The 16144-nt window shown below is 65.4% G+C and carries 13 protein-coding genes; 9 read left to right on the top strand and 4 right to left on the bottom strand.

The genetic code is table 11. The features are described from left to right. Positions 1 to 19 precede the first annotated feature (19 nt). From ACIPZB_RS20630 to ACIPZB_RS20615, 4 genes are all read left to right on the top strand, one after another. Positions 20 to 1984: a DNA topoisomerase III gene (locus tag ACIPZB_RS20630; protein ID WP_400642405.1), complete on the top strand. Its 1965-nt coding sequence runs from the start codon at positions 20 to 22 to the stop codon at positions 1982 to 1984. Positions 1985 to 2202: 218 nt separating this feature from the next. Next, complete coding sequence (locus ACIPZB_RS20625; RefSeq protein WP_400642404.1) at positions 2203 to 3492, top strand: NAD(P)/FAD-dependent oxidoreductase; 1290 nt, start codon at positions 2203 to 2205, stop codon at positions 3490 to 3492. A gap of 188 nt (positions 3493 to 3680) precedes the next feature. Continuing rightward, on the top strand, positions 3681 to 4511 hold the full coding sequence (locus ACIPZB_RS20620; protein WP_400642403.1) for an alpha/beta fold hydrolase: 831 nt from the start codon (positions 3681 to 3683) through the stop codon (positions 4509 to 4511). Between the two features lie 186 nt (positions 4512 to 4697). After that, positions 4698 to 5477 carry a TSUP family transporter gene (locus ACIPZB_RS20615; RefSeq protein WP_008094609.1) on the top strand — a complete coding sequence of 260 codons (780 nt, stop codon included), beginning with the start codon at positions 4698 to 4700 and terminating at the stop codon, positions 5475 to 5477. Here ACIPZB_RS20615 and nudC read toward each other — a convergent pair. Beyond that, the gene (gene nudC, locus ACIPZB_RS20610; RefSeq protein ID WP_400642402.1) at positions 5445 to 6275 is read right to left on the bottom strand and encodes an NAD(+) diphosphatase; all 831 of its coding nucleotides are present in this window, start codon (positions 6273 to 6275) and stop codon (positions 5445 to 5447) included. The two genes, ACIPZB_RS20615 and nudC, sit on opposite strands and share 33 nt — an antisense overlap. Before the next feature lie 33 nt (positions 6276 to 6308). Further along, the gene (locus ACIPZB_RS20605; RefSeq protein ID WP_400642400.1) at positions 6309 to 7121 is read right to left on the bottom strand and encodes a crotonase/enoyl-CoA hydratase family protein; all 813 of its coding nucleotides are present in this window, start codon (positions 7119 to 7121) and stop codon (positions 6309 to 6311) included. 148 nt (positions 7122 to 7269) lie between these two features. On the opposite strand from ACIPZB_RS20605, the gene nhaB reads away from it, so the two are divergent. The 4 genes from nhaB to ACIPZB_RS20585 all read left to right on the top strand — a co-directional run bounded on the left by nhaB (position 7270) and on the right by ACIPZB_RS20585 (position 11128). Then, positions 7270 to 8772, top strand: a complete 1503-nt coding sequence (gene nhaB, locus ACIPZB_RS20600; protein ID WP_400642399.1) for a sodium/proton antiporter NhaB — start codon at positions 7270 to 7272, stop codon at positions 8770 to 8772. An 85-nt stretch (positions 8773 to 8857) separates the two neighbouring features. Next, positions 8858 to 9493: a dihydrofolate reductase family protein gene (locus ACIPZB_RS20595; RefSeq protein ID WP_400642398.1), complete on the top strand. Its 636-nt coding sequence runs from the start codon at positions 8858 to 8860 to the stop codon at positions 9491 to 9493. A 71-nt stretch (positions 9494 to 9564) separates the two neighbouring features. Then, positions 9565 to 10128 (top strand): lipocalin family protein, encoded by a 564-nt coding sequence (locus ACIPZB_RS20590; protein WP_400642396.1) that lies wholly within the window; start codon positions 9565 to 9567, stop codon positions 10126 to 10128. A gap of 43 nt (positions 10129 to 10171) precedes the next feature. Then, positions 10172 to 11128, top strand: a complete 957-nt coding sequence (locus ACIPZB_RS20585; protein WP_400642395.1) for a ribonuclease Z — start codon at positions 10172 to 10174, stop codon at positions 11126 to 11128. Between the two features lie 26 nt (positions 11129 to 11154). Here ACIPZB_RS20585 and ACIPZB_RS20580 read toward each other — a convergent pair whose 3' ends face one another. After that, a complete protein-coding gene (locus ACIPZB_RS20580) occupies positions 11155 to 12438 on the bottom strand; it encodes a Zn-dependent hydrolase (RefSeq protein WP_400642393.1) in 1284 nt (427 codons plus the stop codon). Positions 12439 to 12586: 148 nt separating this feature from the next. Continuing rightward, complete coding sequence (locus tag ACIPZB_RS20575; protein ID WP_400642391.1) at positions 12587 to 14077, bottom strand: NCS1 family nucleobase:cation symporter-1; 1491 nt, start codon at positions 14075 to 14077, stop codon at positions 12587 to 12589. A 617-nt stretch (positions 14078 to 14694) separates the two neighbouring features. Here ACIPZB_RS20575 and hydA point away from each other — a divergent pair. Then, positions 14695 to 16134, top strand: a complete 1440-nt coding sequence (gene hydA, locus ACIPZB_RS20570) for a dihydropyrimidinase (protein ID WP_400642390.1) — start codon at positions 14695 to 14697, stop codon at positions 16132 to 16134. Positions 16135 to 16144 lie beyond the last annotated feature (10 nt).

Raw genomic sequence — 16144 nt, 5'->3', positions numbered from 1 at the left:
CGATGAAGCATTTGCGGCCATGCGCCTGTTCCTCTGCGAAAAACCCTCCCAGGCAAAAGACATCGCCAAAGTCCTCGGCGCCCAGCGCAAGGGCGACGGCTGCTGGCAAGGCACTGACGTCTGCGTGACCTGGTGCATCGGCCACCTGCTCGAAACCGCCCCACCCGACAGCTACGACGAACGCTACAAGCGCTGGAACCTGGCCGACCTGCCGATCATCCCGGAAAAGTGGAAGATGCAGGTGAAGCCCAAGACCGCCAGCCAGTTCAAGGCCGTCAAGCGCCTGCTCGGTGAGGCACGCGAGCTGGTGATCGCCACCGACGCCGACCGCGAGGGCGAGATGATCGCCCGCGAGCTGGTCGAGCACTGTCGCTACCGCGGCCCGATCCAGCGCCTGTGGCTGTCGGCACTGGACGACGCGTCCATCCGCAAGGCGCTGGCGCGCCTGCTGCCCGGTCAGGAAACCTTCAATCTGTATCACTCGGCACTGGGCCGCTCGCGCGCCGATTGGCTGATCGGCATGAACATGAGCCGGCTGTTCACCCTGCTTGGCCGCCAGGCCGGTTACCAGGGCGTGCTGCCGGTGGGGCGGGTGCAAACCCCGACCCTGCGCCTGGTGGTAGACCGTGATCGCAGCATCGCCGACTTCGTGCCCGTACCGTTCTGGGCCATCGATGTGCAACTGGAACAGGCCGGCCAGGTTTTCAACGCCCAATGGCGCGCGCCAGAAGACGTCTGCGACGATCAAGGCCGCTGCCTCAACCAGGCACTGGCGCAACAGGCCGCCAGCGCCATTGGCAACGCCGGCACGGCGCGGGTGCTCAAGGTTGTCACCGAACGCGTGCGCGAGGCCGCGCCGCTGCCCTTCGACCTTGGCACCCTGCAGGAGCTGTGCTCGAAGAAGTTCGGCCTCGGCGCCCAGGAAACCCTCGACATCGCCCAGTCTCTTTACGAGACCCACAAGCTGATCACCTACCCGCGCAGCGACTGCGGTTACCTGCCGGTCAGCCAGCACAGCGAAGCGCCGGAGATCCTCGCTGCACTGCAGCGCGCCGACGCCAGTCTCGCGCCATTGCAAGCGCACCTTGAACCCCAGCGCCGCTCGCGGGCCTGGAACGATGCCAAGGTCAGCGCCCACCACGGCATCATTCCCACTGCAGCTGCCAGCGACCCCTCGCGCCTGCCAGCCAAGCACAAGGCCGTGTACACATTGATCCGCGCGCGTTACCTGGCGCAGTTTCTGCCTAACCATGAGTACGACCGCACCCAGGCCGAGTTCGACTGCGCCGGCCACGCCCTGCGCGCCGTGGGCAAGCAGATCGTCGAGCCAGGCTGGCGCCGCGCTTTGCCCGAGGCACTGACCCCGGCCAAAGGCCGCGAGGCAGCGCCGGCTCAGGTGCTGCCCGCCTTGCGCGAGGGCCAGGACTGCGCGGTACACAGCCTGCAACTGAAAGACCTGTGGACCCAGCCCCCCAAGCCATTCACCGAAGGCGACCTGATCAAGGCCATGAAGAACGTGGCCAAGTTGGTGGACGACCCGCGCCTCAAGCAGAAGCTCAAGGAAACCACCGGTATCGGCACCGAGGCTACCCGCGCCAGCATCATCCAGGGCCTGCTCGACCGCGGCTACCTGGTCAAGAACGGCAAGGCCCTGGCCGCCACCCCGGCCGCGTTCAGCCTGATCGACGCCGTGCCCCGGGCCATCGCCGACCCCGGTACCACCGCCATCTGGGAGCAGGCGCTGGACATGGTGCAAAGCGGTGAAATGAGCTTGGAAGAATTCGTCGCCCGGCAGTCGGCGTGGATGGGCAAGCTGGTGGAGCGCTGCCGGGGGATGCGCATGAGCATCAGCGGGCCGGCGGTGGGCAAGGCGGCGCCGTGGAAGAAAAAGCGCCGCCCCGGAGGCAAAGGCAAGGCTGACGGCAGCGGGGCCAAAACGGCGGGCAGCAAGCCGAGACAGCCACGACGCAAGGCCTCCAGTTGATGTTTGCCTGCACTGGCCTCATCGCCGGCAAGCCGGCTCCCACAGGTGCCCCACTGGACCTGAGAACAGTGGGCTACCTGTGGGAGCCGGCTTGCCGGCGATGAGGCCAGTGCAGACCTACCCATCTATCACCCCAAACAACGAACGAATTGGCGCCGTGAAATTTTCCTGCTAAGTTTTCATGAAAATAATCACAATAATTTTCACGAGGCCCCGGCATGTTCAAGCAATCCGCCCAGCACGTCGCCAGCTACTACGCCCAGACCTACCCCGCCAGCATCCCTCTGCGCCCCACCCTGCAAGCTTCTCACGACACCGATGTGCTGATCGTCGGTGCCGGCTTCAGCGGCCTGCACACCGCCCTGCGCCTGGCCCTGGCCGGTAAACGTGTGACCTTGCTGGAAGCCAGTCGCGTGGCCTGGGCTGCGTCCGGACGCAACGGTGGCCAGGCCCTGCTGGGCTGGTCATGCGACATGCCGCCGCTGGAAAAGGCCCTGGGCGTGGAACGCACCCGGCACCTGTGGCAGAGCATGTGCTGGGCGGCCGACGAGCTGCGCGAATTGCCCCTGCGCCATGGCTTCGATATCGACTACCGCCTGGGTAGCCTGTGGACGGCGGTGCTGCCGCGTCGGGTGAAACTGCTGGAAGAAGCCTTGCACGAAGCCGAGCACAAATGGGGCTATGACGCCCTGCACCTGATCGGCCGCGACGAGCTGGGGCAGTGGATCGACAGCCCGCGCTACCAGGCCGCGCTGTACGACGCCAAGGGCGCACACCTCAACCCGCTGAAGCTGGCCCAGGGCCTGGCCACTACCATCGAGGCCCACGGCGGGCGGATCTTCGAGCAGAGCCAGGTGCTGGAGCTGCAGCAGACAGCCAGCGGTCATATCGCCCGCACCGCCCAGGGCGAGGTGCGCTGCGAGGTGCTGGTGCTGGCCTGCAATGCCTACATCGACCGCCTCGACCGCAGCCTGTCGCGCCGGTTGTTGCCGGTCGGCTCGTACCAGGTGGCCACCGCGCCGCTGGAGGCGGAGGTCGCGCGCTCGCTGCTGCCGCGCAACAGCTGCGTGATCGACAACCAGTTCGTGCCCGACTACTTCCGCCTCACCCCCGACCACCGCCTGCTGTTCGGCGGTGGCTGCACCTACCTGGGCGGCATCCCCAAGGATGTCGCCAGCGCCACCCGCCCCTACCTGGAACGGGTATTCCCGCAACTGGCCGGCGTGGCCATCGATTACGCCTGGGGCGGGCATCTCGACTGCAGCTTCCAGCGCACCCCGGACGTTGGCCGCCAGGGCCAGCGCTACTGGCTGCAAGGCTTTTCCGGGCATGGCGTGCTGCCGACCCTGGCGGCGGCGCGGGCGGTCAGCGATGCGATTCTGGGCGACGACGACCTGTTGAGTTTGTACCAGGGGATCGACAACGGGCGATTCCCCGGTGGTGATTTGCTGGCCGCACCACTTGAGGCTGCGGCCAAGGCCTGGTATCGGATGCGCGATCGGGTCTAAAGCGCCTGTGCCTGTTCTGGCCTCATCGCTGGCAAGCCAGCTCCCACAGGTACCCCACTGGATTCAAAACCAGCGGGGTACCTGTGGAAGCTGGCTTGCCAGCGATGAGGCCAGTACTGACAACACAAGAATCTCTCCTATTCTCAATAGCTCACTTGGCAATCCCCCTGAACAGAGGAGACGCGACCATGAGCTACGTAACAACGAAGGATGGCGTTCAGATCTTCTACAAGGACTGGGGCCCGCGCGATGCGCCGGTCATCCACTTCCACCACGGCTGGCCACTGAGCGCCGACGACTGGGACGCGCAGATGTTGTTCTTCCTCGCCCAGGGTTTCCGGGTCGTCGCCCATGATCGCCGCGGCCATGGGCGCTCCAGCCAGGTGTGGGACGGCCATGACATGGACCATTACGCCGACGACGTGGCCGCCGTGGTCGCACACCTGGGGACCCAGGGCGCGGTGCATGTCGGCCACTCCACCGGGGGTGGCGAGGTGGTGCGCTACATGACCCGCTACCCGAACGACAAAGTCGCCAAGGGGGTATTGATTGCCGCCGTGCCACCGCTGATGGTGCAAACCCCAGGCAACCCGGGCGGCCTGCCCAAATCGGTGTTCGACGGTTTCCAAGCCCAGGTGGCCAGCAACCGTGCGCAGTTCTACCGCGATGTCCCGGCCGGGCCGTTCTATGGCTACAACCGGCCGGGTGTCGAAGCGTCGGAAGGCATCATCGGCAACTGGTGGCGACAAGGCATGATCGGCAGTGCCAAGGCCCATTACGACGGGATCGTGGCGTTTTCCCAGACCGACTTCACCGAAGACCTCAAGCGCATCCAGCAGCCGGTGCTGGTGATGCATGGCGATGATGACCAGATCGTGCCCTATGAGAACTCCGGGCCGTTGTCGGCCAAGCTGCTGCCCAATGGCACGCTGAAGACCTACAAGGGCTTCCCGCATGGCATGCCGACTACCCATGCCGATGTGATCAATGCGGATTTGCTGGCGTTCATCCGTAGTTGAAGGTTGTTCGTACCGGCCCTATCGCCGGCAAGCCGGCTCCCACAGGGACCCCACCGGACCTGACCTGTGGGAGCCGGCTTGCCGGCGATAGGGCCGGCGCTGGCAACGCAAGCCTCCCAGGATTACCATGCCCATCCCTAGCGCGGCAGTTTGCCGCACCCCTGCCTCCCAGCCTGCCAGAACCCAATGCCCTTCGAACTCACCGTTGAACCCCTCACCCTGCTGATCCTCGCCCTGGTCGCCTTCGTCGCCGGTTTCATCGATGCCATCGCTGGCGGAGGTGGCCTGCTCACCACCCCGGCGCTGCTCACCGCCGGCATGCCACCGCACCTGGTGCTGGGCACCAACAAGCTCAGCTCGACATTCGGCTCGGCCACCGCCGGCTTCACCTACTACAAGCGCAAGCTGTTCCACCCGGCGCAGTGGCGTCCGGCATTGCTCGCCACCCTGCTCGGCGCACTGCTCGGCGCCACGATCGCCCACTACCTGCCGGCCGAGTGGCTGAACAAGATGCTGCCGGTGGTGGTCTTCGCCTGCGGCCTCTACCTGCTGTTCGGCGGCACGCCCAAGGCGCCGCTGGATGCCGACGCACCGATCAAGAAGAAATGGCAGTTCCCGCAGGGCTTCAGCCTGGGCTTCTACGACGGCGTGGCCGGCCCCGGCACCGGCGCGTTCTGGACCGTGAGCACGCTGCTGCTCTACCCCATCGACCTGGTCCGCGCCAGCGGCGTGGCGCGCAGCATGAACTTCGTCAGCAACATCGCGGCGCTGACGGTGTTCATCATTTCCGGCCAGGTGGATTACATCGTCGGCCTGTGCATGGGCCTGTCGGTGATGGTCGGCGCCTTCTTCGGCGCACGCACGGCGATCAGCGGCGGCAGCAAGTTCATCCGCCCGGTGTTCATCACCGTGGTGCTGGCGTTGACCGTGCGTTTAGTTTGGCAGCACTGGTTCGGCCAGGCCTAGGCGGCGGGCCACATAAAGGTCGATCAGGTAGCGGGCAATCGAGCGCCCCGCCGGCAGCGGCGGCAGGTCGTGGACGCTGAACCACTTGGCGTCCTCGATCTCGTCCGGCTGCATGACGATCTCGCCGCCGGCGTATTCGGCATGGAAGCCCAGCATCATCGAGTGCGGGAAGGGCCAGCACTGGCTGCCCACGTACTGGATGTTCTGCACCTCGATCGCGACCTCTTCGCGCACCTCGCGCACCAGGCAGTCCTCGGCCGACTCGCCCGGTTCGGCGAAGCCTGCCAGGGTGCTGTAGACGCCGGTGACGAAGCGGGGTGAACGGGCCAGGAGGATTTCGTCACCACGGGTCACCAGCACGATCATGCTCGGCGAGATGCGCGGGTAGCTGCGCAGGTCGCAAGGCTGGCAGTACATCGCCCGCTCCCAGCGGATCTGCGTCATCGGCTCGCCGCAGCTGCCGCAGAAGCGGTGCTCGCGGGCCCAGGTGCCAATCTGTGCGGCGTAGCCGAGCACCTTGAAGGTGTCGAAGTCGCCTTCGAGCATGAAGGCGCGCAAGCCGCGCCAGCTGCAGCCCGGCAGCTCGCTGGCGCTGCGCAGTTCGAGCAGGAACACCGGCTCGCCGTCGAAGTGGCCGATGCCGTGCTCGCACAACAGGTCCAGGTCCTGGCGCTTGAGCCAGTCACGGGGGAACAGCGCGCCGTTGGCATCCACCAGAAACCCTTCCGGGCTGCGGGCGACGGCCAAGCCCCCGGTGATCTGCGGGTCGAGTACTGCGGTAGTCCAGCGTGCTGACATGTCGGGGTTCCTTGACTGCGTCCCCCGGCCCGGTCAGTCGGCGAACGTCGGTTTCTGTTTGCTCATGTGCGCCGCCACGGCCACGCGCAGGTCTTCGGACTGCAGCATCGCGGCGTTCCAGGTGGCGATGTAGTCCAGGCCGTCATCGATGCTGTGGTCACGCATGTAGCTGAGCATCTGCTTGGTGCCGGCCACGGCGATCGGCGATTTTGCGGCAATCTCGCGGGCGATGGCAAAGACTGCGTCGAGCAAGGCGGCCTGATCATCATAGACCCGGTTGACCAGGCCGATGCGCAACGCCTCTTCGGCCTCGACGTGGCGCCCGGTGTAGGCCAGCTCGCGCATGATGCCGTCACCGATGATACGAGGCAAACGTTGCAGGGTGCCGACATCGGCGGCCATGCCCATGTCGACTTCCTTGATCGAGAACTGGGCGTCGGCACTGCAGTAGCGCATGTCGCAGGCCGAGACCAGGTCGATGGCGCCGCCGATGCAGTAGCCCTGGATCGCCGCCAGCACCGGCTTGCGGCAGTTGTCCACGGCATTGAACGAGGCCTGCATGCGCAGGATGGTGCGCCGCAGCAGGCGGGCGTTGCGGCCGACGTCCTTGCCCATCTGGCCGGCCAGCGAGGCCAGCATCATCAGGTCGATGCCCGAGGAGAAGTGCTTGCCCGCGCCGCTGATGACCACGGCGCGCACCGCGTCGGTGTCGTCGATCCACTGGAAGATGGCGATGATTTCTTCCCAGAACGCGGCGTTCATCGCATTGATCTTTTCCGGGCGGTTGATCTGAACATGGGCAATGTTGTCGGTCAGTTCGACCTTGAATGCGCTGTACTCGGTCACGGGCGGCACTCCTGTGGCAAATGGGTAGCGCAGGATGGTAACCCAGCCGGGTGGCCGCACTTGTGCCAAAAACGGGACTTTATGCCTTGCCTCCAGCGCGCTGATGGGGCACCTTGCGCCATCGCCGAAAAATAAGGATACAAATTACATGTCACGCTCCCTGACCGGCGCCCTGGCCCACGGATTTCTTGGCCAGTCGCCGCTTTGGTACAAGGCGGTCATCTGCCTGTTCCTGGTCCTCAACCCCCTGTTGCTGGTCACCGTCGGCCCGGTAGCCGCAGGCTGGGCCCTGGTGATCGAGTTCATCTTCACCTTAGGGATGGCCCTGAAGTGCTACCCGCTGATGCCGGGTGGCCTGCTGCTGGTCGAGGCACTGCTGCTGAAGATGACCACGCCCCAGGCCCTGTACGACGAACTGCTGCACAACTTCCCGGTGATCCTGCTGCTGATGTTCATGGTGGCGGGCATCCACTTCATGAAGGAGCTGCTGCTGTTCCTGTTCTCGCGGATCTTGCTGGGGGTGCGCTCGAAGGCGTTGCTGGCCCTGCTGTTCTGCGTATTGTCGGCGTTTCTCTCGGCGTTCCTGGATGCCTTGACCGTCACCGCCGTCATCATCAGCGCCGCCGTGGGCTTCTACGCGGTCTACCACCGCGTCGCCTCCAACGCCAACCCGCGCGAGGACAGCGCGCTGGACAGCGACCAGCAGATCGAACAACTGCACCGCGAGGACCTCGACCAGTTCCGTGCCTTCCTGCGCAGCCTGCTGATGCACGGCGCGGTGGGCACCGCCCTGGGCGGCGTGTGCACCCTGGTGGGCGAGCCGCAGAACCTGCTGATCGGCCATGAGATGGGTTGGCACTTCGCCGACTTCTTCCACAAGGTCGCACCAGTATCGCTGCCGGTGCTGGTGGCCGGCCTGGTGACCTGCGTGCTGCTGGAGAAGTTGTGCCTGTTCGGCTACGGCACGCTGATGCCGGAGCGGGTGCGCCAGGTGCTGGCGGCCTACGCCGCCGAAGACGATGCCGCACGCACGCAGGCGCAGCGGGTGGCGCTGTGGGTGCAAGGGATCGCTGCGCTGATCCTGATCGTCTGCCTGGGCCTGCACATTGCCGAAGTCGGCCTGATCGGCCTGATGGTGATCGTGCTGATCACCGCCTTCACCGGCATCACCGACGAGCATCGCCTGGGCCGGGCGTTCCAGGACGCCATGCCGTTCACCGCGCTGCTGGTGGTGTTCTTCGCGGTGGTGGCGGTGATCCACCAGCAGCAGCTGTTCAGCCCGCTGATCGCCTGGGTGCTGGCCCTGCCTGCCGAGCAGCAGCCGGGCATGCTGTACCTGGCCAACGGCCTGCTGTCGGCCATCAGCGACAACGTGTTCGTCGCCACCATCTACATCACCGAGGTGAAGCAGGCATTCGTCAATGGCGCCATGAGCCGCGAGCACCTCGAGACGCTGGCGGTGGCGATCAATACCGGCACCAACCTGCCCAGCGTGGCCACGCCCAATGGCCAGGCGGCGTTCCTGTTCCTGCTGACCTCGGCGATCGCGCCGCTGATCCGCCTGTCGTACGGGCGCATGGTGTGGATGGCCCTGCCCTACACCGTGGTCATGGGTGGGCTGGGTTGGTGGGCGGTGACCTACTGGCTGTAAATTCGCCGGCGTTGTCGAAACGACGCCGCGCCGTTCGACCAGGGACAAGGCCTGTGTACCGACAGGCCATCCCTGGAGAACCCTCATGCGCAAACTCATCGTTGCCGCCTTCGTCAGCCTCGACGGCGTCATGCAAGCTCCCGGCGGCCCGCAGGAAGACACCCGCGGCGGCTTCACCTACGGCGGCTGGATCGTGCCCTTTGCCGAAGAGGTATTCGGCCAGGCCATGCAGGCGCTGTTCAGCCAACCCTTCGACCTGCTGCTGGGCCGGCGCACCTACGACATCTTCGCCGGCTACTGGCCAAAGGTGAAAGACGACAGCGAAGACTTCTCCATCGCCAACCTGTTCAACAGTGTGCCCAAGCACGTCGCCACCCACTCGCCCGGCACGCTCGACTGGCACAACAGCCACGCCTTGGGCCGCGATGTGACCGCCGCCGTGCGCGCGCTCAAGCAGCAGGACGGTGCCGACTTGCTGACCCAGGGCAGCGCCAACCTGGTCCAGCAACTGCTGGCAGCCGACCTGGTGGATGAACTGCAGCTGCTGATCCATCCGCTGCTGCTCGGCCCCGGCAAGCGCCTGTTCGGCAGTGATGCCGCCGCCGCGGCGTTCACCCTGAAGCATTCGCAGGTGTCCCCCAAAGGCGTGATCATTGCCCGTTACGTGCGTGCAGGTGAGGTGCAGACCGGCTCGTTCGAGCTGCCACCCGACGCCGCCTGATCCAATACAACTTTTGCAGCGTGCGCGCATCGAAACACAGTAAGCCCACATCCGCTTCCAGGAGGTTTGCCATGGTGCTGCGCACAGCCCTGATCGTTTCCTGCCTGACCCTGGCCGTTGCCGGCTGCGCCGGGTCGAGCGACGAGCACCGCTCGCCCCCCACCACCCAGCAGGTCGACCTGCAACGCTACCAGGGCACCTGGTACGAGCTGGCGCGCCTGCCGATGTTCTTCCAGCGCAACTGCGTGCAGTCCGAAGCGCACTATGGTTTGCGCGAGGACGGGCGCATCGATGTGACCAATCGCTGCAAGGAAAAGGACGGTCAGTGGAACGAGGCCAAAGGTATCGCCGAAGCCCAGCAGCCAGGCAAGACCGACAAGCTCTGGGTGCGCTTCGACAACTGGTTCAGCCGCCTGGCGCCCGGCTTGACCAAAGGCGAGTACTGGGTGCTGTACCACGACAAGGACTACCGCGTGGCGCTGGTCGGCCACCCGAACCGCGAGTACCTGTGGCTGCTATCGCGCACACCGGCGATCACCGACCAGACCCGCGAAGCACTGCTGGCCATCGCCCACAAGCAGGGCTACGACACCAGCAAGCTGATCTGGCGCCAGGATGACCTCGCCAAGCCCTGACAAGCGGGCTACTGTGTAGGCCCGCAACTTCTGGAGCCCGGCTTTGGACCTGCTATTTCTGGGCACCTCTGCCGGGGTGCCGACCAAGGCGCGCAACGTCAGTGCCACCGCCGTCATCGACGCCAGTGGCAGCCACTGGTACCTGGTGGATTGCGGCGAAGGCACCCAGCACCGGCTGCTGCAGACCTCGCTGTCGGTACGCGACTTGCGCGCCATCTTCATCACCCATGTGCACGGCGACCACTGCTTCGGCCTGCCCGGCCTGCTGGCCAGTGCCAGCATGAGCGGGCGCACGCAACCGCTGGACCTGATCCTGCCCGCCGCTCTGCACGACTGGGTGCGCCTGGGCCTGGCAGCCAGCGATACCTTCCTGTCGTTCGAGCTGCGCCTGCTGGCCGTCGAAAGTTTCCAAGGGTGGCGCAGCGACACGGTCAGGGTCGACACCGTGGCGCTCTCACACCGCGTACCTAGCGTCGGTTTCGTGTTCACCGAAATCAACCCAGAGCCGCGTCTGGATGTGCAGCGCCTGGCTGCCGAAGGCGTCCCCCGGGGGCCGCTGTGGGGCGCCCTGGCCAAGGGCAATACGGTCGAACATGCCGGGCGTAGCCTGCATGGCCACGACTACCTGCGGGCTTCGCGGCCGGCGCGGCGGGTGATCGTCTGCGGCGACAACGACAACCCCGAGCTACTGGCTGAAGTGGCCAGGGACGTGGATGTGCTGGTGCATGAGGCGACCTTTACCCAAGCCGTCGTCGAACGTACCGGGATCACGTTTGGCCACAGCAGCGCGGCCGCGGTGGCGCGGTTTGCCGAAACGGCCGGCGTGCGCAATCTGGTATTGACCCACTTCAGTGCCCGCTACCAGCCCGACCCTCGGCGCAGCCCGTGCATCGATGAGGTGCGCCTGGAAGCGCAGGCCCACTACAACGGCCACCTGACCCTGGCCCAGGACCTGCAGCGTTATCACCTCGGGCGTGACGGGTACCTGCTGCCGGTATAAGCAGGCCACCCTAGCCTTGCAGGTGGCTACGCAGCCAAGCGCCCGCTGGCGATTGCCTCCGACGCCGCCAGCATCGCCCGCAGCAACACCGCGCACCCCGCCGCCAGGTCCTGCGGCGTGGCGTTCTCGATCTCGTTGTGGCTGATGCCGTTCTCGCACGGCACGAAGATCATCCCCGCCGGGCCCAGCTCGGCCAGGAAAATCGCGTCATGTCCTGCCCCGCTGACGATGTCCATGTGCGGCAAGCCCAGGGTGCGCGCCGAATCGCGCACGGCGTCGACACAACTACGGTCGAAGTACAGCGCCGGGAAGTCGGCCGTGGGAACCAGTTCATGGGTGAGGCCGTGCTTGGCACAGGTGGCCTCGATCACCGCGCGCACGTCGGCGATCATCGAATCCAGCCGTTCCCCTTCCAGGTGACGGAAATCCAGGGTCATGCGCACCTCGCCCGGGATCACGTTGCGCGAACCGGGGTAGGCCTGCAGGCAACCCACGGTGCCGCAGGCATGCGGCTGATGGCCGAGTGCGGCCTTGTTGACGGCCTCGACCACCGCGGCGGCGCCGACCAGGGCGTCCTTGCGCAGGTGCATCGGCGTCGGACCGGCGTGGGCTTCGACGCCGCGCAGGGTCAGGTCGAACCATTTCTGGCCGAGGGCGCCCAGCACCACGCCGATGGTCTTCTCCTGGTCTTCAAGGATCGGCCCCTGTTCGATATGCGCTTCGAAGTAAGCCCCCACCGGGTGGCCGAGCACGGCGCGCTGGCCGGCGTAGCCGATGGCATTCAACGCCTCGCCCACGCTCACCCCCTGGGCGTCGCGCTTGGCCAGGGTTTCCTCCAGGGTGAATTTACCGGCGAACACCCCTGAGCCCATCATGCACGGCGCGAAGCGCGAGCCTTCTTCGTTGGTCCACACCACCACTTCCAGCGGCGCTTCGGTCTCGATGCCGAGGTCGTTAAGGGTGCGGATGACTTCAAGGCCTGCCATCACGCCGAAGCAGCCGTCGAACTTGCCGCCGGTGGGTTGGGTGTCGATGTGGCTGCCGGTCATCACCGGAGGCAGCTTGGGGTTGCGGCCCGGACGGCGGGCAAAGATGTTGCCGACAGCATCGACGCTGACGGTGCAGCCTGCGGCCTCGCACCAGTCGACGAACAGGTCGCGGGCCTGGCGGTCGAGGTCGCTCAGGGCCAGGCGGCACACACCGCCCTTGACGGTGGCGCCGAGGCGCGCCAGGTCCATCAGCGATTGCCACAGGCGGGCGCTGTCGACATGGTGGTCGGTGGATTGCAGGACACTCTGGGCTGGGGTCATCGGGGTTTCTCCTCAGGCGTTTTTGTTATCTGCATTCGAGCTCAGTGTTGCGCTTTCAGGCCCTATCGCCGGCAAGCCGGCTCCCACAGGTACTGCGCATGGAGCTCCCTGTGGGAGCCGGCTTGCCGGCGATAGGGCCGCCGCAATCTCACGGTAACGGCTTGGCCAACCGCGCCGGCCCACGCACCGCCACCCCGCCCAGCGCGTAATACAACGCACCACCGAGCAACGATCCGGTAAACCAGCCATAGTCATAGAACCAGCTGAAACTGCTGTTGCCGATGGCCATCACGGTCAACCCCACCGGCACGGCGAAGGCGGCAAAACCTGCCCAGTTCCAGGCCGGGTACACGTCGTCACGGTACAGCCCGGCCAGATCCAGCTTCTGCCGCCGGATCAGGAAGTAATCCACCACCATGATCCCGGCAATCGGCCCCAGCAGGCTGGAATAACCCAGCAACCAGTTGGAATAGACACTCTCAAGGCTCAGGTCGGAAACGATCCAGCCAAGCTTCTTGAGCAGCTCGTGGCTCATCAGCGCCAGGCCGATGAAGCCGGTCAGCCATACCGCGCGGCTACGCCCGATCAGGCGCGGGGCGATGTTCTGGAAGTCGTTGGTCGGCGACACGATGTTGGCTGCGGTGTTGGTCGACAGCGTGGCGATCACGATCAGCGCCATGGCCAGCGCGACCCAGCCCGGGCTTTGGATCTTGCCGATCAGGGTCACCGGATCCGACACCGTTTCACCCACCAGCGATGCCGAAGCGGCGGTCATCACCACACCCAACGAGGCGAACAGGAACATGGTCAGCGGCAGGCCGAAGACCTGCCCGAGAATCTGGTCCTTCTGGCTCTTGGCGTACCGGCTGAAGTCGGGGATGTTCAGCGACAGCGTGGCCCAGAAGCCGACCATCGCCGTGAGCCCCGCGCAGAAGTAGCTCACCACGCTCGCCCCTTCCGGGCGTTTGGGCGGCTGGGCCAGCAGCTCGGTCATCGACATGTGCGGCAAGGCCCAGAACAACAGGCCGAAGCCCACCGCCACCAGCAGCGGCGCCGACAGCGTTTCGAGCCATTTGATCGACTCCGCGCCCCGCAGCACCACCCACAGGTTCAGGGCCCAGAACATCATGAAGCCGATCACCTCGCCGGTGCCGCCCAGGGCTTTCCAGTCCGGGAAGATCGAGCCCAGGAACAGGTGAATGGCCAGCCCGCCGAACATCGTCTGGATGCCGAACCAGCCACAGGCGACCACGGCGCGGATCAGGCACGGCACGTTCGAGCCGAGGATGCCGAACGAGGAGCGCAGCAGCACCGGGAAGGGAATGCCGTACTTGGTGCCGGGGAAGGCATTGAGCGTCAGCGGGATCAGCACGATGAGGTTGGCCAGCAGGATCGCCAGCAGCGCCTCGCCCACGCTCAGGCCGAAGTACGCCGTGAGCACACCGCCCAGGGTGTAGGTGGGCACGCAGATGGACATGCCCACCCACAGCGCGGTGATGTGCCATTTGTTCCAGGTGCGCTGGTGCACCTTGGTCGGTGCGATGTCGTGGTTGTACCGCGGGCTGTCGAGCACGTCACTGCCCGCCGACAGCTCGAACAGGCCTGCCTGCTCGATCACTTCCGATCTGCTCTGTTGCATGGGGCCTTCTCCAGATTTTTCTAATTGTTCGCTCATCGGGCTAATGCGATGGCCGGAGTGTCTACACCACCGGTACTGCACCTCCGGCCCGGCCTGGCGGTTGGGCCGTACTCAAATTGCGTGCCGGGTTGGCCTGGGCCTGCCCCGCTGGCCGCCGCCGACCGGAGGTAATCAACTGATCTGCAAGGCTTTCAACGGCGCCCGGCGAAGGCACACGGAGGCCTTCGCCGGGTTCTCATGCCGCTCTGGGCCGGCCCTGGCCCCCACACCGCGTTTCAAGTTGGTGCAGCCTGGTTTTTTCAGCGGCGCAGCCAGCGCCTCGAAGCCAGGATTCAAGCAGCTGATTTTGCATGGAAAATCTTGACCAATTTGGCTTCTTGTCAAGTGCGTCAAAATGGTGAAAGGCCTCACCATTTTGGTGAACTTTCAAATAAATCGTTATTTATCAACAAATTAAAGCAGTTATAAGCTCATGAAAAAAAATCTTGAAGAATCCAAAATCAGCAACTAGATTCCATTCTTGTCAGGACTGACAGGATTAAAGTTCATGCTCCGGTCACTGGCACATAACAATTTCAAGAACCGGCAGAGACCGGTCAGCCTGCGAGGAAGACGGCATGTCCCTGTTGATCCGTGGCGCCACCGTGGTCACCCACGAAGAGAGCTATCCCGCTGATGTCTTGTGTGTCGATGGCCAGATCCGCGCCATAGGCAAAGACCTCGAACCCCCTACCGATTGCGAAATCCTCGACGGCAGCGGCCAGTACCTGATGCCCGGCGGCATCGACCCGCACACCCACATGCAGTTGCCCTTCATGGGCACCGTGGCCAGCGAAGACTTCTTCAGCGGCACCGCCGCGGGGTTGGCCGGCGGCACCACCTCGATCATCGACTTCGTCATCCCCAACCCGCAGCAGTCACTGCTGGAAGCCTTCCACACCTGGCGCGGCTGGGCGCAGAAGAGCGCGTCCGACTATGGCTTCCACGTCGCCATCACCTGGTGGAGCGAGCAGGTGGCCGAGGAAATGGGCGAGCTGGTGACCCATCACGGGGTCAATAGCTTCAAGCACTTCATGGCCTACAAGAACGCCATCATGGCCGCCGACGACACCCTGGTGGCCAGCTTCGAGCGCTGCCTGCAGCTGGGCGCGGTGCCCACCGTGCATGCCGAGAACGGCGAGCTGGTCTACCACCTGCAACAGAAACTGCTCTCCCAAGGGATGACCGGCCCGGAAGCACACCCGCTGTCGCGCCCCTCGCAAGTCGAAGGTGAGGCTGCCAGCCGCGCCATCCGCATCGCCGAAACCATCGGCACACCGCTGTACGTGGTGCACATCTCCAGCCGCGAAGCGTTGGATGAAATCAGCTACGCCAGGGCCAAGGGCCAGCCGGTGTACGGTGAGGTGCTGCCCGGCCACCTGCTGATCGACGACAGTGTCTACCGCCACCCGGACTGGTCCACGGCCGCCGGTTACGTCATGAGCCCACCGTTCCGCCCACGCGAACACCAGGAAGCGCTGTGGCGTGGCCTGCAGTCGGGCAACCTGCACACCACCGCCACTGACCACTGCTGCTTCTGCGCCGAACAGAAAGCCATGGGGCGTAACGATTTCAGCCGTATCCCCAACGGCACGGCCGGCATCGAAGACCGCATGGCTGTGCTGTGGGATGCGGGGGTCAACAGCGGGCGCCTGTCGATGCACGAATTCGTCGCGCTGACCTCCACCAACACCGCGAAGATCTTCAACCTGTTCCCGCGCAAGGGCGCGATCCGCGTGGGTGCCGACGCCGACCTGGTGCTGTGGGACCCGCAGGGCACGCGCACGATCTCTGCGCAGACCCACCACCAGCGCGTCGACTTCAACATTTTCGAAGGCCGCACCGTGCGCGGCATTCCCAGCCACACCATCAGCCAGGGCCGCGTGGTCTGGGCCGATGGCGACCTGCGCGCGGAGCCAGGCGCGGGCCGGTATGTGGAACGTCCGGCCTACCCCTCGGTGTACGAGGTGTTGGGCCGGCGCGCCGAGCAGCAGCGCCCGACGCCCGTTCAGCGCTGAGGCCATCGCC

It is taken from the genome of Pseudomonas sp. NPDC089396 (assembly GCF_044749545.1).
In the GTDB taxonomy this organism is placed as follows: Bacteria; Pseudomonadota; Gammaproteobacteria; order Pseudomonadales; family Pseudomonadaceae; genus Aquipseudomonas.
Note: the sequence above shows the minus strand (reverse complement) of the source record. Positions and strands in the feature narration are given on the sequence as shown.

Excerpts from the sequence above, each read along its gene's own strand:
- ACIPZB_RS20630 (WP_400642405.1), top strand. The coding sequence starts at position 20 with ATGCGCCTGTTCCTCTGCGAAAAACCCTCCCAGGCAAAAGACATCGCC.
- ACIPZB_RS20625 (WP_400642404.1), top strand. The coding sequence starts at position 2,203 with ATGTTCAAGCAATCCGCCCAGCACGTCGCCAGCTACTACGCCCAGACC.
- ACIPZB_RS20620 (WP_400642403.1), top strand. The coding sequence starts at position 3,681 with ATGAGCTACGTAACAACGAAGGATGGCGTTCAGATCTTCTACAAGGAC.
- ACIPZB_RS20615 (WP_008094609.1), top strand. The coding sequence starts at position 4,698 with ATGCCCTTCGAACTCACCGTTGAACCCCTCACCCTGCTGATCCTCGCC.
- nudC (WP_400642402.1), bottom strand. The coding sequence starts at position 6,275 with ATGTCAGCACGCTGGACTACCGCAGTACTCGACCCGCAGATCACCGGG.
- nhaB (WP_400642399.1), top strand. The coding sequence starts at position 7,270 with ATGTCACGCTCCCTGACCGGCGCCCTGGCCCACGGATTTCTTGGCCAG.
- ACIPZB_RS20595 (WP_400642398.1), top strand. The coding sequence starts at position 8,858 with ATGCGCAAACTCATCGTTGCCGCCTTCGTCAGCCTCGACGGCGTCATG.
- ACIPZB_RS20590 (WP_400642396.1), top strand. The coding sequence starts at position 9,565 with ATGGTGCTGCGCACAGCCCTGATCGTTTCCTGCCTGACCCTGGCCGTT.
- ACIPZB_RS20580 (WP_400642393.1), bottom strand. The coding sequence starts at position 12,438 with ATGACCCCAGCCCAGAGTGTCCTGCAATCCACCGACCACCATGTCGAC.
- ACIPZB_RS20575 (WP_400642391.1), bottom strand. The coding sequence starts at position 14,077 with ATGCAACAGAGCAGATCGGAAGTGATCGAGCAGGCAGGCCTGTTCGAG.
- hydA (WP_400642390.1), top strand. The coding sequence starts at position 14,695 with ATGTCCCTGTTGATCCGTGGCGCCACCGTGGTCACCCACGAAGAGAGC.